Annotated in this window: 20 protein-coding genes and 2 tRNA genes; 12 read left to right on the forward strand and 10 right to left on the reverse strand. The window is 43.4% G+C overall.

Translation table 11 applies throughout. The annotated features are described in order from the left end of the window. Positions 1-5 precede the first annotated feature (5 nt). The gene (locus tag BUQ91_RS00635; protein WP_074207767.1) at positions 6-1,004 is read right to left on the reverse strand and encodes a virulence RhuM family protein; all 999 of its coding nucleotides are present in this window, start codon (positions 1,002-1,004) and stop codon (positions 6-8) included. Positions 1,005-1,139: 135 nt separating this feature from the next. Then, the gene (locus BUQ91_RS15630) at positions 1,140-1,304 is read right to left on the reverse strand and encodes a hypothetical protein (RefSeq protein WP_175566580.1); all 165 of its coding nucleotides are present in this window, start codon (positions 1,302-1,304) and stop codon (positions 1,140-1,142) included. A 329-nt stretch (positions 1,305-1,633) separates the two neighbouring features. Here BUQ91_RS15630 and BUQ91_RS00640 point away from each other — a divergent pair, with 329 nt between their 5' ends. The 4 genes from BUQ91_RS00640 to BUQ91_RS00655 all read left to right on the forward strand — a co-directional run bounded on the left by BUQ91_RS00640 (position 1,634) and on the right by BUQ91_RS00655 (position 5,029). Then, entirely contained in the window at positions 1,634-2,293 is a 660-nt protein-coding gene (locus BUQ91_RS00640; protein WP_074207768.1) for a hypothetical protein, read from the forward strand. A 134-nt stretch (positions 2,294-2,427) separates the two neighbouring features. Further along, positions 2,428-2,964, forward strand: a complete 537-nt coding sequence (locus BUQ91_RS00645; protein WP_254842190.1) for a hypothetical protein — start codon at positions 2,428-2,430, stop codon at positions 2,962-2,964. Between the two features lie 24 nt (positions 2,965-2,988). Further along, positions 2,989-4,044: an HNH endonuclease gene (locus BUQ91_RS00650; protein WP_074207770.1), complete on the forward strand. Its 1,056-nt coding sequence runs from the start codon at positions 2,989-2,991 to the stop codon at positions 4,042-4,044. An 85-nt stretch (positions 4,045-4,129) separates the two neighbouring features. Beyond that, positions 4,130-5,029 carry an HNH endonuclease gene (locus BUQ91_RS00655; protein ID WP_074207771.1) on the forward strand — a complete coding sequence of 300 codons (900 nt, stop codon included), beginning with the start codon at positions 4,130-4,132 and terminating at the stop codon, positions 5,027-5,029. A 108-nt stretch (positions 5,030-5,137) separates the two neighbouring features. Here the strand turns inward: BUQ91_RS00655 and BUQ91_RS00660 are convergent, their stop codons facing one another. Further along, a complete protein-coding gene (locus BUQ91_RS00660; RefSeq protein WP_074207772.1) occupies positions 5,138-5,995 on the reverse strand; it encodes an HNH endonuclease in 858 nt (285 codons plus the stop codon). Positions 5,996-6,143: 148 nt separating this feature from the next. Here BUQ91_RS00660 and BUQ91_RS15825 point away from each other — a divergent pair, with 148 nt between their 5' ends. Continuing rightward, positions 6,144-6,884 carry a hypothetical protein gene (locus tag BUQ91_RS15825; protein ID WP_254842191.1) on the forward strand — a complete coding sequence of 247 codons (741 nt, stop codon included), beginning with the start codon at positions 6,144-6,146 and terminating at the stop codon, positions 6,882-6,884. Positions 6,885-6,948: 64 nt separating this feature from the next. Then, complete coding sequence (locus tag BUQ91_RS00670) at positions 6,949-7,929, forward strand: ORF6N domain-containing protein (protein WP_074207773.1); 981 nt, start codon at positions 6,949-6,951, stop codon at positions 7,927-7,929. A 2-nt stretch (positions 7,930-7,931) separates the two neighbouring features. Here BUQ91_RS00670 and BUQ91_RS00675 read toward each other — a convergent pair whose 3' ends face one another. The 4 genes from BUQ91_RS00675 to BUQ91_RS00690 form a co-directional block, all read right to left on the reverse strand. Next, the gene (locus BUQ91_RS00675) at positions 7,932-8,339 is read right to left on the reverse strand and encodes a hypothetical protein (RefSeq protein WP_074207774.1); all 408 of its coding nucleotides are present in this window, start codon (positions 8,337-8,339) and stop codon (positions 7,932-7,934) included. A 9-nt stretch (positions 8,340-8,348) separates the two neighbouring features. Beyond that, positions 8,349-8,954, reverse strand: coding sequence for a hypothetical protein (locus BUQ91_RS00680; protein ID WP_074207775.1), 606 nt, complete (start codon positions 8,952-8,954; stop codon positions 8,349-8,351). Positions 8,955-8,992: 38 nt separating this feature from the next. After that, positions 8,993-10,144 (reverse strand): hypothetical protein, encoded by a 1,152-nt coding sequence (locus BUQ91_RS00685; protein ID WP_074207776.1) that lies wholly within the window; start codon positions 10,142-10,144, stop codon positions 8,993-8,995. Between the two features lie 324 nt (positions 10,145-10,468). Then, positions 10,469-11,092 carry a GNAT family N-acetyltransferase gene (locus tag BUQ91_RS00690; protein ID WP_074207777.1) on the reverse strand — a complete coding sequence of 208 codons (624 nt, stop codon included), beginning with the start codon at positions 11,090-11,092 and terminating at the stop codon, positions 10,469-10,471. Positions 11,093-11,386: 294 nt separating this feature from the next. Between BUQ91_RS00690 and BUQ91_RS00695 the strand changes: the two genes are divergently transcribed. The 4 genes from BUQ91_RS00695 (at position 11,387) to BUQ91_RS00710 (ending at position 15,652) form a co-directional block, all read left to right on the forward strand. Beyond that, positions 11,387-12,463, forward strand: coding sequence for a histidine phosphatase family protein (locus BUQ91_RS00695; RefSeq protein WP_072830335.1), 1,077 nt, complete (start codon positions 11,387-11,389; stop codon positions 12,461-12,463). Further along, positions 12,463-13,209, forward strand: a complete 747-nt coding sequence (locus BUQ91_RS00700; RefSeq protein ID WP_074207778.1) for an NAD(P)H-binding protein — start codon at positions 12,463-12,465, stop codon at positions 13,207-13,209. Before BUQ91_RS00695 ends, BUQ91_RS00700 begins: the two co-directional genes overlap by 1 nt. Continuing rightward, entirely contained in the window at positions 13,206-14,747 is a 1,542-nt protein-coding gene (gene putP / locus BUQ91_RS00705) for a sodium/proline symporter PutP (protein WP_074207779.1), read from the forward strand. The genes BUQ91_RS00700 and putP overlap by 4 nt, the downstream gene beginning before the upstream one ends. A 158-nt stretch (positions 14,748-14,905) precedes the next feature. After that, positions 14,906-15,652, forward strand: coding sequence for a hypothetical protein (locus BUQ91_RS00710; protein WP_074207780.1), 747 nt, complete (start codon positions 14,906-14,908; stop codon positions 15,650-15,652). A 456-nt stretch (positions 15,653-16,108) separates the two neighbouring features. Here BUQ91_RS00710 and BUQ91_RS00715 read toward each other — a convergent pair. Further along, positions 16,109-16,181, reverse strand: a tRNA-Gly gene (locus BUQ91_RS00715). Positions 16,182-16,341: 160 nt separating this feature from the next. Here BUQ91_RS00715 and BUQ91_RS00725 point away from each other — a divergent pair. After that, positions 16,342-17,547 carry an FISUMP domain-containing protein gene (locus BUQ91_RS00725; RefSeq protein ID WP_175566581.1) on the forward strand — a complete coding sequence of 402 codons (1,206 nt, stop codon included), beginning with the start codon at positions 16,342-16,344 and terminating at the stop codon, positions 17,545-17,547. A 444-nt stretch (positions 17,548-17,991) separates the two neighbouring features. On the opposite strand, the gene BUQ91_RS00735 is transcribed toward BUQ91_RS00725, so the two are convergent. After that, positions 17,992-18,064: transfer RNA gene (locus BUQ91_RS00735), tRNA-Gly, on the reverse strand. An 89-nt stretch (positions 18,065-18,153) separates the two neighbouring features. On the opposite strand from BUQ91_RS00735, the gene BUQ91_RS00740 reads away from it, so the two are divergent. Next, positions 18,154-19,314 (forward strand): coproporphyrinogen-III oxidase family protein, encoded by a 1,161-nt coding sequence (locus BUQ91_RS00740; protein WP_074207784.1) that lies wholly within the window; start codon positions 18,154-18,156, stop codon positions 19,312-19,314. Between the two features lie 120 nt (positions 19,315-19,434). Here BUQ91_RS00740 and BUQ91_RS00745 read toward each other — a convergent pair whose 3' ends face one another. Further along, on the reverse strand, positions 19,435-20,247 hold the full coding sequence (locus BUQ91_RS00745; RefSeq protein WP_014545470.1) for a sigma-70 family RNA polymerase sigma factor: 813 nt from the start codon (positions 20,245-20,247) through the stop codon (positions 19,435-19,437). Positions 20,248-20,311: the final 64 nt, after the last annotated feature.

Here is a 20,311-nt window from a genome sequence, read left to right on the forward strand (position 1 = left end):
AACCTCTAAATTTTGTTTGACAGCTTCTTCGTCTCTTGCAAGAACAGATCGAAATCGCTTTTCAAATTAGCCAATTCCTTTTGGCGGAAAAGCTTGTATTCATGTTCCGCCTTCACCATAGCTTCGTCGTGGCTTATTTTGCCTTTGCCTTCCAAAATTTTCCGCTGGCTCATGATGATTTGATTGTCGAGAGCTTTAACCCAGTCCTGCATTTTCATGGGCTTTTCATCCAAGGCTTGCAATTCGGCGAAATCAAGGAATTGCGATACCATCAGATTCAAACGCTGGAGTTCTTTTTCCGAAAGGTAGTTTTTTGCGATTTTTACATCGTCTTCTGTGATGTAGTCGCCCCTGAAATTTGTCATGCCAACGAATGGTTTCTCGCTGTCAACTCGCTCGTAGATAAGCTCTGCTGCGGTATGTTCGTGAACTGCGTAATGCAGTTTGTTTTGAACGGTAGCAAAGAATTCCTTCGTAATTTTTTTGCGGGGATCGTAGTCGATGGACGTTGCGTAGATGTCCGTGACTTGCTGATAGAAATTCCGTTCCGATGAACGAATATCGCGTATTCGCTGCAAAAGTTCCTTGAAATAGCGGTTCCGGCCATTTTTAAGCCTTTCATCGTCAAGGGAGAACCCCTTCTGGATGAATTCATGCAACCTTGCTGTGGCCCACCGTCTGAACCTTGTGGCGACAGGGGATTGGACACGATAGCCGATGGCGATGATGACATCGAGGTTGTAATGAGCGATCTTTCGATGAACCTGTCGTTTCCCCTCTTGTTGAACTAACAAGAAATCCTTGTGAGTTGCCTCCTTGGGCAGTTCCTCGTCCTTGTATATGTTGTCAATGTGCAGGCTTATATTTTGCTGAGAGGTTTCATACAGCTCGGCTAGCTGAACCTGTGTCACCCATACATCTTCGTCGGCAAAACGCACGGAAATATCTGTATTGCCGTCTTTGTCGTGGTAAAGCAGAAAAGTGTTTTCTAATTCGTTTTTCATACTGCACAAATATATACTGTAATGTTTGGCTCTGTCAAGTCGATCCGTGTAATTTTTATAAAACTGCGTAAACGTTAGGTCACAAAATCAATTAAGTCCAAATACATCATACGAGTTTTAAGAGATTGACATTCATCAATGTGGAAAGCTTCTTTTTCCCAAAAGTTGCTTGGAATAGAGATAGGCGTCATTCTTGAAAAATTCGTCTAAATCGCTATCGCCACATTGGAACGAAGAAAGGTCTGTTTTACTATCGATGGGGTAGATTGTGCAATCAGATGCTAAAAGGATTCTTTCCATTATGAGCCTCTTGATAAGAATGGGTACGAGCGACCATTTCGTCGATTTGGGCGAAATTCAAGAGCCATAACTCCTCCACAATTTAGATTTATTTAGAGTTATAGTCAACATCGGTTATTTCTCCTTCCCCCGCGGACACGCAAAAACAGCGAGGCTTTAAAAACTATAAAATGCTCGTATGAGCACTGGAAAATATAAATCCGTAAATAGCGGTTGTCAAGAGCCGCGAGAAAAAATTTCCCTATACTTAAATTACGACATTATTTGTCGCAGTAAAATAGTATTTTTAGCGAATAACAATTTTACGGGAAAAACATAAAAGAGGCTTTATGAGAGGGCATTACATCTATCAATTGGCGGCGACAATCCTGCCGAACGGCTTAGGGCACGATACTGTCGTTCACGACTTGGGTGTTTTTACATCACTTCGCACCGCTGAAAAAATTATGCGCGAGTATGTTACGGAAGGCGACTTCTATTGCCCCGTCTACAGTTTTTCCATTATGTTCCTCCCGGTGAACGATGATTTGGAATATGAGTCCGAACGCCAAATCAATATCTATTCGCCTGCGGGTGAATTACAAATTTCGGAATTCAACATGATTTCTTGCAATGGCGCTTGGAGTAACCGATTGAATATTGACATCAGAGCCATCATTGATATTGGACCGTTTAAAAAGCCGTATTTTGTTCTGTACAATCATTGGCGTCGTGGGCTTGCGACCAAGTGCGCCCGCATTTCTTTTTTGGAGCCTAAATACGAACTGGGTGCATCGTACAATAAATCGGTTTGGTTCCTGGATGAAAATGAGAAAAAGATGCTCGTCAAGTTTTTGAAATCGGGGAAACATTTTGGTTTTGAACCAAAACCATCAAATAATTGGCGGTGTGCCATTGGAGCTTTCAACAACGAAGTCCAATGCGATGACGAAAGTCGCTTTTTACCTTATGACCTCCCGATTCCCGACTACACAAAATTGGAGCCATGATGATTAGAATTTTATCGTGTCCCCCGCGGTGGGATATCCTCGAAAAATTTTATCGCGTTTTTGATAAAGGCCGCAAACGCGGCTGCGTAGAACAATGGCAAAAAGAAATGCCTAAAAGTCTGTTGGAACGGGAAATGTTCGAAACTAAAATCCACATCGAATTCCTGAACGACCGTCGAGAAAAATTGAATAAGGAATTCCGCTGGACATTCGCAAACATGAAAAAGCTAATCACGATTGATCAGCGCATTCGTGAACTCAATAACGAAATCAACCGCACCTTCAACGCCACGAAAAAGGACATCGCTGGGCTTGTCGCGCAAAAACACGAGTGGTATAAAGAATACGAACTCGAAGCCGAAATTTGTCCCGCAAACGATTGGAGCATCGCCGGTGAAAACGAATACATCAGCGATTTGCTTTTCTGGTATGTCAATTGGGATGCCATCAACATTCTTGCAAATACAAACGAAGACCATCACGAACGCCACAAAGCATACAACGTTCCTGCCTGGAAACAAATGATGCTTATAGACAAGTTTGTCGAAAGCGGTGTCACTTGGGAACTCGATGCTTTGCTCTATGATACCGATGCAAGCCTTTACAGTTTCAAGGACATCGTCCGATTCCGCCCAGAGCAATTTGAAGTGCGGTATAAGTTGAGTTTTTAACATTAAAATGGAGGCTGCTTCATTATGAAAAAGGCTAGAAGATTGCTTGATGAATTTTTGGAAAAAAACAAGAATTTATTTAAACAGCATGATTTGGAAATTGATGCTGATGAAATACATGATGGTCTGCCTCAAAATGCTTATGCATTTGTTGATGTCTATGAAAGGCACGATGAGGATAAAAATGGGTGGAAGGTGCGCCCTTTTCCAGAACCTATCGGTTTAAGATTTGGATGTTATGCGGCTGCAAATAATGGGCGGGGATGCTTTTTCCTTTCGTTCTTTATCCCGATGGCGCTTGTTGGGCGGATTCCCGAGAAAATGGTTGACTTGATTATCCCGCATAATCCGGACAGATGGATTGAGAAAAAATGGAATGGAACAGATTCTATTTTGATTAAACCAGAGCATTTTCGGCAATTGACTCTTGAAACGATTGGAGTTAGTTTTGAAGGATTGAACTATGATGAAAGCCAAGAAATTGAATCAGATGATGTTCAAAAAATGATTGTTGAGAAAACCGCTCAGTTAGAAAATGGAACATCGTGGTTTTATTCCTATTTCTTTGACAAGAACGATGCAGAATGTGTTTTTGAAGAGTTCTTTGATGACATTATGCCGATTTTCAAAAGTGAAAAAGTAGATTGGCTTGAATGTGTTGCCGAAATCCAGGCTCGTCGCGGTCAAGGACTTTTTCGCCGTCAGATGATGAAATATTGGGAAAATAAATGTGCGTTTACGGGATGCGATAATCCTGAATTGTTGGTGGCTTGCCATGCAAAGCCTTGTGCTGCGTGTGAAAATATCGAGCAACGAATGAGTCCATATAACGGATTCTTATTAAGGGCTGATATAGCTTATTTGTTTAATAAAGGACTCATTACTTTTCTTGATTGTGGTCTTATAATTATTTCTAAAAAGCTAAACGACGAGGACCAAAAAGCCTTTGGGCTTTATAGCGATATGTCTATTCGGAAACTTGATGAAAAACATCGTGAATTTTTGCATTACCATCAAAAGTATGTTTGGCAAGATCGTGATAGGGGAGAACTGATTTTGAAGATGAAAGCGTATCTGTGATTCTATGTTGGAATAAGAATTACTGAATTTTGGAGGGAAATGAGTATAGATTTATAAAGATAATGATTTCAAAAGGAAATGAACTATGAAAATAGATGATGCAAAAAAAATCCTATGGAGCTTTTATCATCGGAATATTGGAGATTCCTCTCCTGTGGTTACAGTATCCGGACGTGGATATCGATATTTTATAACATTAGCCAAATCAGAGGATAATGTTGCAATTGAATTGTGGTGCGAAAATGACTGCTTTGATGATAATAAAGGCATGTTCCTTTGCATTTCTCTTGGATATGAAAATGAAAAAATGTTCGAAACGGATTTTCCAGACAAGCGAAATTTTGAACGAACGCAAAATGATGTTTACACCCTACATAAAGTTCCTAATTATAATGATATCGCGTTGCAAAAAGCGGAACATCCCTATTATTATGCCTCTCTCTACATTGATCCTGATAATGAATTAGAATCATTACAAAAATTTTTTGAAAATAGCCGAATAAAAGCTATTATTGAAAAGCATAATATAATCTTCAGTGACGATTGTGGTAAAAGTGCTACGGAACGAATACAACAGATCTTAGCCCGTGTTGGACAAGGTGTGTATCGAGAAAATCTTGAAAAACTGTGGGATAGCGCCTGCGCGGTAACCGGTTGTCGTATTAGAGATGTCTTAAGAGCTAGCCATGCCAAACCATGGAAAGACTGTAAAGATAAAGATGAAGAACAACGCCTTGATGGACACAATGGCTTACTTCTTTCAGCCAATTACGACGCCTTGTTTGATAAAGGCTTGATTGCTTTTTCATCACTTCAAGATGGTTGGAAAATAATGATATCATCCAAAGTCGAAACAGCGCAACTTTTGAAGTTGGGAATTGATGCTGAGGTATGTTTAAATCCTCCAAAAGGATTAAAAGAAAAGGATAAAATTGAAATAGAAAGTTTTCTTCGGTATCATCGAGAGCGTGTTTATAAGAAATAGACTGTATTAGGTTGTTTTATTAAAAAGTTGCCTGTCAAATGGGTGACTGTTTTGTAAAATAGTCTTGTTTTTGCTAATTATAATTGATTTGTATATGAAAAATTAAGTTTATCCTAATAATTCCTTTAATTTTTTTATTCTCGATTTTTTAATATTTTTAAGTATTTTTTCTTTATCCTCTATTTTACCATGATGTAATAGTCGATGGCATGTAGGGCACAATGCGCAAGCATTTTCGAGCATGTCAAGTCCACCTTCGCTCAATGGCGTGATGTGATGCACCTCTAAAAAAATAGATTCGTCTGATCTCTTAAAGACTTTTGTTTCTTTTCCGTATTCTAAACATTCTGCACCACAACCTTGACAAACTCCATTTGCAAGCCATAGAGCGTCCGCAACAACTTGTGGATCGCGAACGAAATAAGATATTAACTTTGTAGGTTTAATTGATTGCTTTTCAATTTTCCCATAATTGCGTAAATCAATATGAGTTCGATTCTTGTTTAGAAGGACGACCTCTTGGTATAATTTATCTTCTTCTTGTTTTAATGTTGGAAATATGCTGATGTCTGTTTCCCAAAACTTATGCTCTTTATTATAAATTTCGCCAGTTGAACCAAATGATTTTTCAAAAAAATTGTGTAATCGATCTTCCATATGCTTGCTTACACAACATTCTAATTTCAATATTTTGGATATGGCATAATTTGTGGCGCCACCTTGTTTGTTGTTTGCTTTCTTATGCTTATCTGGAGTTGTATTCTTGTAGCCAATAAAACGACTTGGTATAAATCTATCTTTACCATCAAATTTGTAGAAAACATAGCTAGTTCCCCTAACAATTATATCACGGATATATTTGTCATGCATATCTAATAATAATTCGATTTTTTTTAAATTTATTATCAAATCTTCTTTAGACTCAATTAATTCAAGTCTATTCGTATTTTGCTTTGAAAAATCCATATTTGGATCCCCTTGAAAAAGGATATTCTTTTTTTGAAAAATATATTATTTATTTGCAAAAAATATTATTAGTTCCAATTAATACGATTATATCTGTCGCGTAGAGAATGTATTTTGAAGTGGTTCTTAGCCATCGACAACCTACTCTATGCAAAAAACATCCCCTAAATTCTCCAAATCAAAATTCGAAGCTTGCTGTAACTTCTGGCAGCCGCTTGTCAAGAAAATTTATGCCCAAAATGCTGATGTGATTTTTCTGCATAGAAGGGATGTTCTTGCTGCTTTAAAACGCTTGCAAAAGGCGAAGCCTGATTACGGCTTTGAAATTTCTTATAAGCAAGAATCAAAGGGGTATCGAGATTGCGATAAGTCGCAAGTTATTTGCTTGCGCAAGTCTTTGGGTGGTGCAGCTTCAATTGAATTCCTGGTAGATTGTGATGCTAAGTATTTGAGCATCCGATTTTGTCATATTGACGCAGGGAATTTTAATGTTCCGTATGAACGCTGCTGGTGTAATCTTGATGCGACTCTTGAAAACCTCGTAAAATTCGTTGATGAATTTCCGAACTATAACGAGCAATCGTCAAGAATCATAATGGAAATCGAAAAAGAGCAGAAACTGCAAGAAATCACCCAGAACACAATTCGAGCGACGGTTTCGAACATTATGAATTCAACAAAACATCAATGGAAATTGTTCGAAACGGAAAACTCTTTTTCGCTGGATGTCGCTTTCGATAAAGGTTATACCATTCAAATGTCATTTGATATTCAAAACTATCTTGAGAGAATTCCGGCGTTGCAAAATGTTCTGGAGCAAACGGAAAACTTCTTAAAAGAAATTCCGTTCCCAATATCTATTAAGGCTCTTGACAAGAGTCGTTTTTGAATTTATATTGTTGGTGAACAAATGTGTAATCCTGTCTTTTTTGCTTGTAGATGGGAAGGAGTAAATGATGAAAAATGATGTCCCGGCAGTTGCCAAGTCTGAATTTTCCCTGATAGACGAAAATATGCTTAAATCGCGAATCTACACGATTCGTGGGCTCAAAGTCATGCTTGATGCTGACTTGGCGGAGATTTATGGGTATAGTACGAAGGCTTTTAATCAACAGATTAAGAATAATATCGAAAAATTCGATGAAGATTTTCGCTTTCAGCTGGATTCTGAGGAAATTGAAGGCTTATCGAGGTCAAAATTTTTGACCTCGATGCAAATTAAAGGTGTAAAGGGAGGACGTTCTTACGCTCCCTACGCTTTTACCGAGCAAGGCATTTATATGCTTATGACTGTTCTCAAGGGCGAACGGGCTACGGCGCAAAGCAAGGCGCTTATCCGGCTTTTCAAGCAGATGAAGGACTATATCATTGCTGAAAATCGGAATTTGTTGAGTAACGAAGGCCTTGTACAAATAGCCATGCAAACGGAACGGAATACTAAGGATATTGCCGTCATTCAGTCCGACCTTCAGAAGGTCATGGAAAATTTCGTTGATCCTTCCACCTACAAGCATTTCTTGATTCTGAATGGAAAAAAGTTGGAAGCGGATGTTGCTTATACGCAAATTTATGGCATGGCAAAGAAATCCATCGCCATTATTGACGATTATGTTGGCGTGAAAACGCTCGATCTTTTGCGAGGAATTGCCAAGGGTGTTTCTGTGACAATTTATAGCGATGAACAAGGATTTGAATCGCTGACAGATCAAATTAAGAATGATTTCTCGGCGGCTCGCCCTGATGTAAAGCTCTTCACGGGTCGGACAAGGGGTAAAATCCATGACCGCTATATTTTTCTGGATTACGGTTTAAAAGGTGAAAAGCTTTTTCACTGTGGTGCTTCATCTAAAGATGCTGGTAACAAAATTACTACCATCATGCAGATTGAGAATACAGAAATTTACCACATATTGATGGATAAATTAAAAAGATAACATCACCCTCTTATCACAATAAAAGTTTTACCCATTTGTTTTATGCGCTTGAGGTTTTCGGCGGTGCCTTTGCTTTTCCCATCCCAAATCATAAGAGCTTGGTCACAATCTTTTGCCATTTGAATGTCTTTCACATAGTGAAAGTTGCTGTCGGAGAGTCCTTTGGCTGCTTCGATACAAGAGTGGATTTTGGCGGATGATGTGAAATTATTTCTTGGTGAGACTCCGCTACAATAAATGGTTACATTGCTGAAACCCTTGGATTCAATGTATTGCTGTACGACGGCATCAACGCCGTAGCAATCACCAATAAGAATTTCATCGTTATTCTCGATGAATTGATCGATGAATACTATTGCCAAGTCGGGCAACTTTGAAATGGACTTTGAACCGGATATAAATATTTTCATAGTGCCTCTTTATAGAATGGTTGATTTTATCAGCTCTAGCAGGTTAAATCCGTTTTTTGAAAAATAGTGGTCTTGCCCGTGGATTATGGCAATGCGGACATTTTCGCGTTCGTGCAATTTGATGAGGCCCGCTAAGTGTGCCGATGGATCGAGGCTCCCGAAAACGAATGTCATCATTTCGCCTGCAAAATTTTGAGCGTATCGACACATTTTTATCGTATTTATCATGAGGGGAGGATTGATTAGTAAAATACGGCTAATCTGCGGAAAAGATGCATGTTCTAAGCACCCGATTGACGCTCCTTTCGACATCCCCATGAAATAAATTTTGGTTGTATCGGTAATCTCAAATTCCGATTGAACCATTTCGGCGAATTGTGCCATTTGGTCAATATCAGACGACGGCGTGGATGCGCAAACGACAGAGAATCCGTACAAGTCTCGCAATTCGCAAGCGAGTTTCAGGTACTTGTTCTGGTAACCATAAATAGAGCCGTCTTGCCCTGTTTTTATCAGGAATATTTTTTGACGGTTACCGCCAAAGACGAAACCGTAATCTATGCTACAATTGGCGCATTTGCTGGATTTGACTAGATCAAAATTTTTCTGAGGCATATTAAGAAATAAAGAATAAGGTAAAATACAAATTGCTATTAGAAATCCTCTTCTATAATTTCGAAGGCTTTAGGCTCGCTTTGTTTTACATACCATGGTCCGTAATGTTTTGTGCCTAACGATATGTCGATTGGAACTGATAAATTTAATTCCTTAATGCAATTAATATTTTTTTCAACAATGTCGTTAACGCCATCCCAAGCCAAATATACTTTTTCATCTAAAATTGAAATTATTAGGTCGCAATCGTCTGACATCTGTTGTAGATAGACGGATTCGGCAACTTTATTTGGGAGTATTTTTGTTCTTTCTGCACAAGACTGAATTTTTGCCGAAGTCACGAAGTTGTTTTTTGGGGTATCTCCATTACAATAAAAGGTTATGTTGTTGTAAGCCTTTGATTCTAGGTATTTTTGTATGAGTATATCCGTGTCATCGCTATCGCCAACGAGAATTTCGTCTTTGTTTTTGATGATGTAGTCAAGAATCGTTTTGGCAAAATTGGGTAGTTCAGCAAAGGATTTTCCGTAAACAAAAATCTTTATGTATGATCTTTTTCGTAAAATTGTTGATTCCGCCAAGTCTTGCAACTGATAATAATTCCGCGAAAAGATGTAATCAATTTCAGGAATGATTGCTGCGTGGATGTTTTTGTGCTTGTATGATTTAAGGTGTCTTGCCAAAGGCGCTGATGGGTCGAATTTTCCGAAAACGAACGTCATCATTTCTCCTTCATAGTTTTGGACGCTTCGACATATTTTTCTCGTATAGTATGCGAGTTGAGGGTTGATTAGCAAAAAACGACTAATCTGAGGAAAGGATGCGTGCCCTAAGCATCCAACGGTAGCTCCTTGAGAGATGCCTATGAAATAAATCTTGGTCGCATCGATGATTCCGATTTCTGACGAGACGATACATGCGAGTTCAGCCATTTGATCACTGCATGATGATGATGGAGCCACATTGCTCGGAGATGGTGTCGATGCGCTCACTACCGTGAATCCGTATGAGTCTCGCAGTTCGTAGGCGAACTGTATGTATTCACTTTTGTAGCCATAAACGGAATCTTCTAGATCTGTTTTGATTATAAGAATTTTCTGATGATCACGACCAAAGATGATGCCGTAATCTATTTCGTTGTTAGATATGTGTGTAATTGTCAAATCAAAGGATAAATTTGATTTTTTCATGGGTTTTCCTTTTTGTTGTATCTCTAAAAATAGATTTTCACTGCGACAAATAATGTCGTGATTTAAAGAAAGTGAAAAATAGAATTTTAGGAATTTGCAAAATATGCAAATTGCTTTTTTACTTCTAAGGTGTAAAATTTGCGCCTTAGAAAAGAAATTTGATAATTGTTAATAATCAAGGTCGAAATTTTCGGCCTTGAACCCCAAAAAACAACTTGAAGTCAAAATTTTTGACTTCAAGTTGGGTGGAATACTTGTGTTGCAAAAAATCTTGATTTGCAAAAAAATGCACATCAAGATTTGTTTCTTGTTGGGCGTTTTCTATTACAACTGTCCGGGGAGTACTAGCTTTTCCTTAGGTGGGAAGCTTGCTTCGTACTTCTCGAATTCTTCGGGCATTCGTTCGGTCACAAAATAGCCCTCGGGGTCTTTGTACGAGCCCGTCACTCCGTCCAAGAATCCCTCGTCGAGTTCCTTGCACAAGAAATATGGCGCGTCGCTGTTCGGGTCGTCGGCGTAGCGGATGCCCTTGGTGTAAGCGGGGACGAATCCGCACTTGCCGTAGAATCTGATGTTCCCGACGATGAGCAGGCAACCTGCGCCCATCTTGCGGGCGAGTTCCATGGAATAGTCGAGGAGCGCCTTGCCGTATCCCTGTCGCTTGTAGTCGGGGTGGATGCTGATGGGCCCGAAGGTCATCATGCGAATTTTGCGTCCGTCGTCATCATCGATTTTCGACCACGCGTACATCACGTGTCCGATAATTTGTCCGTCAACTTCCATGACGAGCGAAAGTTCCGGGATAAAGCTTGGGTCGTTCCTGTAATGGTGGAGGACAAAATGCTCCACGCAGCCGGGACGGTAAACGTTCCAGAATGCTTCTCGGGTGAGATTTTCGACGATTTTAAAGTCGCGCGGTTGTTCCGTGCGGATATTGTATTTTTTCATTGTTTATCTCCAAAATTTTTGTGTGAATAGGCACAATCACCTTGGAAGACCGCCTTGAAAACATTTGTCTTCCAAGGCCCTAAACAATGAACCAATATTTACTAGATAACATCCAGCCTCTGATAAAAGTGATGCCCTAAATATACATAGTTTTGCCGTGTTTGGGGCGAAAATGCGCTTTTTTCAGACGAATCACGAATTTTAGGTGTTGTTGTGTCGTGTTTATGAAAGTTTTACGAGGAAATTTTTCGGAAAAATCTAAATTTCAATGTTAGTATATGAGGATTTTTGAATATGAAAAATATTTCCGCTAAGTATCTTGTGAGCGCCCTTTTTGTCGGGCTTTGTATGTTTGCCGGTTGTGGCGACGATTCGTCGAACTCTTTCCCGGCTGCTCCGAATACGGGGGCCGTTTCTTCGTCTAGTGTAGATCAGCCGCAAAGCCAAGCTGGCGATACCCAGTCCTCTTCTAGCGAAATTGATTCGAACCCCATTGCTAATGCTTCTAGTTCTTCGGAGACTGCTCCTGTTGTCACGACAAGCTCGTCCGATGTCGCTTTGTCGTCGAGCTCTGCCGGGACTGTTGTGAACGGTCCGTTTACTTTTGCAACGACTCCGGGTACACTTGCTTTGGCTCCGGATGCCGATGGCTTCTATGATATGGGCGATGTCTATAAGGCTGTGCCCAAGACTAGCAAGATTGCTTTTGTGATTCGCCATTCCAAGCGTCAAAAGAATAATTTGGGAACAGAATCGACGCTGACTCCCATTGGTATTACAATGGCTAAGACCCTCGGTGAAAAGCTGGTGGGCGATGAATCGTTCTATTATGCTTCGACAAACTTCTTGCGTACCCGCGCAACTTGCGAAAACATTGCCGCAGGCCGTGGCGAAACCGCTGAAGTCGTGACATGGGATGGCATTAATGGCGGTTATTTCTTGACCGTGCCTAGCGATTCGCTGGATGCGCTTGTCTCTAAGAAGGGCGGAAATCCGAAGTTCATTGCGCAATATTCTTATGGCGTTCCATTCTCTTATGCCGCTACGATTGGCGCAACTCTTTCAACTTATTTCTACGATTTGTATCCTCGCGGCAATCAGTTCGTGAACGAAGTTATTGTAGCGAACATGCCGAATTGGAAGCGCGTGAGTGTGCTTGTGAGCCATGACATGTTGGTTGAACCGCTGATTGTGTTTGTCTCGAATCGGACCATCAATTTGAAAGCTTATGAATCTCCGTTCCACTGGGTCAACTATTTGTCGGGCATTGCCGTGATTGTTGATGAAGCTGGCGCAGTGACGGCACTCCCGGTTCGCGGTGATGCGGTTGGCTGGATGATTCCGAGCCAAGAAGTCGACGAAGGTGTTTAATGAAAGTCGCTCTTCTTGGTTCAACAGGACTTATCGGGAAGAGCGTCGCTCAGTTGCTTTCCCGTTTAGATGACGTGGAATCTGTTTTTTGCCCGGTGCGTTCGGTCCCAGACTTGAATGCGCTGGGCATTTTTAATGGCGTATCGAAGTTCAATTTTGAGGCGGTGGATTTTAACGCACTTTTGAGTGCAAGGCCCGAAGAGCAATGGGCGTCTAGCGTTTGCAAGAACTTTACCGGCTGCGATGTGGTGATTTGCTGCCTAGGGACGACGCTCAAGCAGGCGGGGAGTAAGCCCGCTCAAGAAAAGGTCGATTTGCGTTTGCCGCTTACGCTTGCAGCCCTTGCGAAGCGCCAAGGCGTCAAGCATTTTCTGTGCGTGAGCGCCATGGGTGCAAATTCTCATTCGCCGTTCTTCTATAACCGCCTGAAGGGGCAACTCGAAGAAGGCCTCACGATGATGGGCTTTGATTCTCTTACGCTCGTGCGTCCGTCGTTGCTTTTGGGCAAACACAAGGATAAACGTTTTGGCGAAGAACTGATGCAAAAGCTTTTCGGGGCGCACCCAGAATGGGTACCGGCGCATTTTCGTCCGGTGCGTGCAGAAACCGTTGCCGCGCATCTCGTGGCAAACTTGCTCAAGCCTCCCGTAGACCATGTTTGTGCAACCGATGGTGTAAAAGGCAAGCGCATTATCTATAACCGCCAATTTTTTAATTTTTATAAAAACAATTCGGAGGTCTCATGACGTTAGTCGTCTTTATCCTTTATCTGCTAATGATGCTTGGCATCGGTGCATATTTCTCTCGCAAGGCGAACAGCCTGAACGCCTATTACCTCGGTAACCGCGGCATGAACAAGTGGGTGGTTGCCATGTCCGCCCAGGCCTCCGACATGAGCGGCTGGATGCTGATGGGCCTTCCGGGCGCCGTGTTCGTGAGCGGTTTTTCCGAAGCTTGGATCGGCATTGGCCTTGTCATCGGCACTTACTTCAACTGGAAAATCGTCGGTCGCAGGCTCCGCAAGTACAGCCATTTCTGTGGCGACTCGATTACGCTTCCGGACTTTTTCTCGAACCGTTTCCGCGACAATAAGGGCATCATCCGTGTGATTGCCTCGATTTTCATTCTCGCGTTCTTCCTCTTCTACACGGTCTCGGGCTTTGTCGCCTGCGCTAAGTTGTTCGGAACTATCTTTGGAATGAACTACACGACGGGCCTTATCCTTGGTGCGGTCGTGGTGGTGAGTTACACGTTTATGGGCGGGTTCTTTGCGGTGTGTTGGACTGACTTTATCCAGGCTTCGATGATGCTTATCGCAGTACTTGTGATTCCGATGATGATCATGAGCGGCTCGGGCGGTTTTGCCCCGACGATGGATGCGGTAAACGCCCAGAATCCCTACCTGATGAGCCTTTTCACGAATGCGACAACAGGCAAGTCCATTGGCCTTATTGCGCTGATTTCAAGTCTCTCGTGGGGACTTGGCTACTTTGGCATGCCGCACATCCTCGTGCGCTTTATGTCCATCAAGAACGCCGAAGAAATCAAGGATTCTCGCCGTATCGCCATGACTTGGGTGATTATCTGCCTTGCTGCAGTCGTGATGATTGCTCTCCTCGGTCGCTATTACGTGACGGCACACGGCATCACCGTTGATGACCCGGAACGCATTTTCATGATTCTCTGCCAAGCTCTTTGCCATCCGGCGATTGCAGCCATCCTTATGGCCGCCATTCTCGCAGCCATTATGAGTACTTCCGACTCCCAGCTCCTCGTGTCTGCATCTGCATTCAGTAACGACCTCTACAAGCACCTGTTCCGCAAGAACGCAAGCAACAAGGAAGTGATGTGGGTGAGCCGTGGCGTTGTCGTGGTGATTACGCTCATCGCGGTGATTGTCGCTATGCAGGGCGCTCCGAGTGCTGACGGCATGAAGCACGGCAAGAGCTTCCTTGATGTGGTGATGAGCCTCGTGAGCTTTGCTTGGGGCGGCTTCGGTGCGACCTTTGGCCCGATTATGTTGCTCGCACTCTTCTGGAAACGCACGACTCTCGCTGGCGCTGTCAGCGGTATGCTCGTGGGTGGCCTTACGACGTTTATCTGGAAGTTCTACCTTTCCGGATTCTCCGCCGAAATCTTCCAGATCTATGAACTCGTGCCGGGCTTTATCCTTTCCTTCGTTACAATCGTCGTCGTGAGCCTTTTGACCAAGGAACCCTCTGCCGAAATCCAGCTGGAATTTGACCGCGTGGAAAGCACTCGCCTGAGCGATATGAAACTGTAATTAGTCAATCAACTGCTATTTGAATATTTAGCCCGGTTCAAAAGGACCGGGTTTTTCTTATTTGAAAAAGTATAATGAATTACTTTTCTGTAATTTGTTTGTTTTGTATATTCCCTGATGAAAAAAAAATTAATTCGTTAGAAAAAAGGAGATTTTATATGTTGAAAAAGGCTTTCCTTGCTGCAACGCTTTGTGTGACTGCAAGCTTTGCAACTTGGGACAAGTTCCCTGTCCTTGAAGACCACAAGGGTGAAATCATAGTCGGTGCTGAATTTATCAAACAGGGTGAGCCGATGCAACTCACGCCTTATGTCGGCTCCCGTTATACGGTCATGCCGAATTTGGAATTGGGCGTGATTCTCCCGTATTATGTGAATTTGAACATGAACAACGAAAACGGCCTTGCGAATCCTATATTTATGGCTCGCTACCAGTTTTTGCCGATGATGAACGCATTCTTGGATGTTCGAGTCCCTATAAGTAATGACCCCTACAATAACAGTGAATGGTCCTTCAATTTTGGTGCTCAGTATTCCCAGAATCTTGGCGTTGTAGATTTCGGTGCGGAATTGAGCCTTAAAGTGAATACTAGAGGTGATGACAAGGTGTCTCCTCCGTTGAGGCTGAATTTTGGCGCTGAGGCCGATTTTAATTTGGGAATTCCATTGACCCCGTTCATCGGTGCTGATGGGCTTATGATGATTGGCAAGTTTACTCATGAAGGGGAAAATTTTGGCAGGAGCTATACAGGAGATATGGCTGTTCTCCCTTATGCCGGTTTGAAGTATGCGGTCAACTCCAATGTTTGTGTGCAGGCTTCTGCGAAGACGGTGTTTGGCAAAGAAGAAGTGGTTGGCTCGGATACCCCGATTATAGCTGACCTCAATCTCAAAATGTCTTTCTAGAAATAGGTGTGAGGGGGAGGCTTCCCCCTCGCTTCAGCCTCGGCTTACATTGTCACCCCGGCCTCTGTGCCGGGGTCGCCTATTTCTGTTGTGAAGATCGCGCCGAGTCTTTCGCTACCCCTTCTAACGGGCTTCAGACGCCAGCCCGTAACGCCTGGCTTAAATCGCGCCCCATGAGGTCTCGGGGCCTTGTCCAGCTTCTAGTTACAAAACAAAAAAAAGACGCTTAGTAGCGTCTTCTTTTGTTTTAGAGCGGGCGGCGGGAATGACGGCTTCGCCATATTCCGCTACGCGGATGGCTTGCCGCCCTACGGGTTTATCGCTGTGCGATAAATCCTAAATTCTTTCCACGGGCTTCGCCCACGAGTCAAATTATGCGGCCCCTCTTCTCGGGTCCTCGTCCAGATTACGATATAAAAAAGAAAACCACCTTTGTAGGTGGTTTTTCTTTTTTAGAGCGGGAAAAGGGACTCGGACCCTCGACCCCGACCTTGGCAAGGTCGTGCTCTACCAACTGAGCTATTCCCGCGAGGACAGCCCATATATAGAAATAAAATTTCTAGTTGTAAAGGGGAGTGGGCGAAAAAAGTGAAAATTTTTATGTGCGATAATTCTTTGGCCAAATGGATTGTTACGTGTTGTGATTTTTCTATTTTATAATGAAAATGGGTATATGGACGAGGTTTAGAATGAGAAATTTCAAGTACAGCATTATTGCATCCATTATGCTATCCATAGCCCTCATCGCTTGTGGCGGCGATAGCGGTACGTCACCCAATAGCGAAGAAAAAGATTCTTCCAGCAGTGTCCAAAAGGATGAATCTTCTTCCTCGGTCAAGAAGCAGTCTTCATCAAGTGTGACGAAGACATCTTCTTCCTCTTCAGCCATTCCCGCTTCAAGCGCGAATCGCCCTTCAAGTAGCAGTAAAAAAGGCGATGCCGGAACGGAGTCCGGCATGACAAGTAGCAGTTCCTCGAAGGTTTCCTCTTCGTCATCGGCGAAGGCTACTTCTTCCTCATCTTCTGTCAAGACTGTTTCTTCGTCTTCTTCCGTAGTCCTGAGCAGTAGCAGTAAGCAATCCTCTTCTAGCAAAAAAGTAGAATCCAGTTCTAGCCAAAAGATTGTCTCGTCATCTTCTGTTACTCCTGCATCGAGTTCGAGTAAAAAGGTTGAATCCTCCAGTAGTGAGTATGTTCCGTATGACCATTTTAAATGTCTTGCGGATAATTGGAATCTTAGGGATACAATCTACAAACAGTTTACTGACCCGCGTAATGGCCGTAATTATTACTACTATACCGCAGTTTCTTCAAAAACAGGAAGAAAAGTGACCGTTATGGCTGAAAATCTGAATATCGGTGAAATGGTTCTTGGTGAAAATGAACAAAATGACGATACGAAGATTGAACGCTATTGCTACAATAACGATACCACGAATTGTGACAAGTATGGTGGCTTGTATCAGTGGGCTGAAATGATGCAGTTGCCGAGCCGTTGCAATACTGAAAGTTGTTCTGATTATATAAGGCGTAAACATCAAGGTATTTGTCCGGATGGATGGCGCTTGTTTACTTGGGATGATTTCGAAATAATAAGAGATTATAATGATGAATATGGTGATGGAATAAAAGGTCTTCGTTCGCAATGCTTCCATGGTAACAATGCTAGTGGGTTCTCTTTAATCGGTGGTGGGGTTAGATTTGAAAATGGAACATTTAAAAATTTGACAGATGCTGTTTTTTGGACATATCCGCAGGAACAAGAATATGATGTCACTTTATTTGCATATTCTGCTTTTGTTTCTGTAAATAGCGATGATAATACAGGTATACAAAAGAATCGTCGTGGAGAAAAATTGAACGGATATTCTGTTCGCTGTGTTAAAATTGAGTAAACATTTTAACAAATTCTAAAAGATTAAAGAACTCCCATGGGTGGGAGTTCGTTTTCCACAAAAAGTTTCAAGAAACCCTTTCGCCTCAGCTATGTGAAAGTGAACTTTCACGCAGCATTCGGCTTGCAGGGTTTTTAATTAAAAGACTTGTAAGGCGGGAACGGGAATGACGTCTTCGCCCAAATTACGATAAAAAAAGAAAACCACCTTTGTAGGTGGTTTTCTTCTTTAGAGCGGGAAAAGGGATTGTTGGCAATCAGTCCCCGCTTCGCGGCTGCTTGCCAACCCTCCGGGCTTGCGCTCACTACGTTCGCGTCAAGCGCAAAATTCGTCTCCACGGGCTTCGCCCACGAGTCAAATTATGCGGCCCCTCTTCTTGGGTCCTCGTCTAATTCTGTGTATAAAACAAAAGAGCCTAGCTTGACGCTAGGCTTTTTGTTTTAGAGCGGGAAAAGGGACTCGGACCCTCGACCCCGACCTTGGCAAGGTCGTGCTCTACCAACTGAGCTATTCCCGCGGGGTGACCCAATTATAGAAATAAAAATTCCAATTGTAAAGGGGGTAGGGTGAAAAAAGTTATATTTTTTGCGTTTAACAAGGTTGTTCATGTTCGGTATTTATATTCACGTTCCATTTTGCGCGAAAATTTGCGATTATTGCGACTTTCGTGTGATGCCTGCGAATGCTCGGCTGTTCGAGGAATATGCGGGTTTGCTGGAACGTGAAATCCGTGCTTTTGCGGCGGCGCATCCTGTATCGCATTCTGGGTCTCCTCAAAACGTTCTTTCGCAAGCGCGAACGCTTTATCTCGGCGGTGGAACGCCCTCGATTTTGCCGAGCTCATGCTTAGAGCGGATTTTCGCGGTGCTTGAGGATTGTGGCGTTCGCGTGGATTCGCTTGACGAAGTCTCGATGGAATTCAATCCGGAATCGTGTACCGAAGAATCTGTGCAGACGGCGCTTGATTGCGGTGTGCGTCGCTTTAGCCTTGGACTCCAGACGTTTTCGCAAACGCTCTTGGACCGCATTGGCCGCAGGCACACGGTGGAGCGGGGCTTTGAAGCACTGCGCTTGTTGACCTCACTTCCGCAGGCGAAAGTCTCGGCTGACTTGATGTTTGATTTGCCAGGGCAATCGGTAGAATCTTTCTTGAGCGATGTGGACCGCTTGTCGGATTTTCCGCTTGGGCACTTGAGCTTTTACGGATTGAATGTGGGCGAGCGGACGCTTTTGGGCGGTCGCGTATCGCGTGGTGAAGAAAAAATTGACGAGAGTTTGTACGAGCCGATGTATCTTGGTGGCGTCGAGATTCTTGAGAAAAAAGGCTTCGCGCGTTACGAGGTTTCGAATTTTGCTCAGCCGGGCGATGAAAGCTTGCATAATATGAACTACTGGAATCGCGGCGAGTACATCGGCTTTGGGCCGGGCGCGCACAGCTATTTTGGCGGTCGCCGTTTCTGCGCTCCAGAAATGTATCCGCGTTGGCGCGATTACGTGAATGCAGGATCGCCAGATGTTTCGCTGACGTACGACGAACTAGACAAAGACGATATTTTGACGGAACGCGTTTGGCTCTCACTGCGCCAGCGCTCTGGCCTTGATCTGAATGCTCTTACTGCTGACGGAATTTCCGTTTCGCCGGAAGGCTATGAGCAATGGGTCAAGAAAGGTTTTGCAACACTCGATGGCGGAATCCTAAAACTTGTCGGTCGTGGCTGGATTTTCATGGACAGCATTGTGACTGACGTGCTGAACGCCTGCCGGTAGCGCTTTCTTCATAAAAAGGAGATGCCCTCCCCATACGCGGATCATGACTACTAAGCAGCATAGCTGCAAGTAGTCAAAGACGTTGGAGCGGGGCATGACAAGTTTAATTTTGGCTTTTAACTACTTATTAATCGCAGCCAAGAATGCGTCTTTCTTTTCTTGCAAGAAGTCCTTGCTGTTGTACTTGCGAATACGGCGGAGAGCTTGGTCGCGCAACTGACGCACGCGTTCGTGGGAGATGTTCATGGATTCGCCCACTTCGCGAAGTGTCTGCGGAGCTTCCTGGTTGATGCCGAAAATGCCGGTAATGACTCGGGCTTCGCGTTCCGGGAGCTGTTCCATGAGGTCGCGAGCCAAAGCTTCGACGCTCTGAATTTCGGAATCGGCTTCTGGGTTCGATGCGCCGCTGTCCGGGAGGACTTCGGCGTAAGTAGCCTTGGAGTCTGCCTTGAGCGGGCTGTCAAACGAAACACCGCGCTGACCGATCTGGATCAATTCACGGATTTCTTCGTTGATTTCCTTACCGCGGGACTGTTCGTGCAAAGCCTTGCGCACGCGGAGGTGCTGGTTTGCCGGCAAGCGGATGAGGTTGCCCTGTTCGTTAATAGCACGAGTGATATATGCCTTGATCCACCAAACGCCGTAACTGATGAATTTAAGACCACGGGTATGTTCGAACGATTCGATAGCGCGGACGAGGCCCATTGCGCCTTCGCTGACCAAGTCCGGAAGCGGAATCGGGCAGCCGCGGTACTGGATGGCGACCTTCAAAACAAAGCGCATGTTTGCAGAAATCAATTTTTTACGGGCGATTTTGTCGCCTTCTTTAGCTTTCTGGAAAAGAATCTGTTCTTCTTCGCGTGATAGGGGTGCGGTACGACGGATGTCTTCTAAGTATCTTTTGAGAGTGGTATCGGTAGAATCAATATGCATTTTAAAAACCTTGCCCTTATAATATCGCTTTTTTAAAGCAAGTTGCGTGCCAATTGTGTAAAAT

This window comes from Fibrobacter sp. UWB11, assembly GCF_900143015.1.
In the GTDB taxonomy this organism is placed as follows: Bacteria; Fibrobacterota; Fibrobacteria; order Fibrobacterales; family Fibrobacteraceae; genus Fibrobacter.

Coding starts and splice junctions, on each gene's coding strand:
- BUQ91_RS00700 (WP_074207778.1), top strand. CDS start 12,463: ATGAAAGTCGCTCTTCTTGGTTCAACAGGACTTATCGGGAAGAGCGTC.
- BUQ91_RS15825 (WP_254842191.1), top strand. CDS start 6,144: ATGCAAAAAACATCCCCTAAATTCTCCAAATCAAAATTCGAAGCTTGC.
- BUQ91_RS00740 (WP_074207784.1), top strand. CDS start 18,154: ATGTTCGGTATTTATATTCACGTTCCATTTTGCGCGAAAATTTGCGAT.
- BUQ91_RS00650 (WP_074207770.1), top strand. CDS start 2,989: ATGAAAAAGGCTAGAAGATTGCTTGATGAATTTTTGGAAAAAAACAAG.
- BUQ91_RS00725 (WP_175566581.1), top strand. CDS start 16,342: ATGAGAAATTTCAAGTACAGCATTATTGCATCCATTATGCTATCCATA.
- putP (WP_074207779.1), top strand. CDS start 13,206: ATGACGTTAGTCGTCTTTATCCTTTATCTGCTAATGATGCTTGGCATC.
- BUQ91_RS00690 (WP_074207777.1), bottom strand. CDS start 11,092: ATGAAAAAATACAATATCCGCACGGAACAACCGCGCGACTTTAAAATC.
- BUQ91_RS00660 (WP_074207772.1), bottom strand. CDS start 5,995: ATGGATTTTTCAAAGCAAAATACGAATAGACTTGAATTAATTGAGTCT.
- BUQ91_RS00685 (WP_074207776.1), bottom strand. CDS start 10,144: ATGAAAAAATCAAATTTATCCTTTGATTTGACAATTACACACATATCT.
- BUQ91_RS00710 (WP_074207780.1), top strand. CDS start 14,906: ATGTTGAAAAAGGCTTTCCTTGCTGCAACGCTTTGTGTGACTGCAAGC.
- BUQ91_RS00670 (WP_074207773.1), top strand. CDS start 6,949: ATGATGAAAAATGATGTCCCGGCAGTTGCCAAGTCTGAATTTTCCCTG.
- BUQ91_RS00655 (WP_074207771.1), top strand. CDS start 4,130: ATGAAAATAGATGATGCAAAAAAAATCCTATGGAGCTTTTATCATCGG.
- BUQ91_RS00635 (WP_074207767.1), bottom strand. CDS start 1,004: ATGAAAAACGAATTAGAAAACACTTTTCTGCTTTACCACGACAAAGAC.
- BUQ91_RS00645 (WP_254842190.1), top strand. CDS start 2,428: ATGTTCGAAACTAAAATCCACATCGAATTCCTGAACGACCGTCGAGAA.
- BUQ91_RS00640 (WP_074207768.1), top strand. CDS start 1,634: ATGAGAGGGCATTACATCTATCAATTGGCGGCGACAATCCTGCCGAAC.
- BUQ91_RS00695 (WP_072830335.1), top strand. CDS start 11,387: ATGAAAAATATTTCCGCTAAGTATCTTGTGAGCGCCCTTTTTGTCGGG.
- BUQ91_RS15630 (WP_175566580.1), bottom strand. CDS start 1,304: ATGGAAAGAATCCTTTTAGCATCTGATTGCACAATCTACCCCATCGAT.
- BUQ91_RS00675 (WP_074207774.1), bottom strand. CDS start 8,339: ATGAAAATATTTATATCCGGTTCAAAGTCCATTTCAAAGTTGCCCGAC.
- BUQ91_RS00745 (WP_014545470.1), bottom strand. CDS start 20,247: ATGCATATTGATTCTACCGATACCACTCTCAAAAGATACTTAGAAGAC.
- BUQ91_RS00680 (WP_074207775.1), bottom strand. CDS start 8,954: ATGCCTCAGAAAAATTTTGATCTAGTCAAATCCAGCAAATGCGCCAAT.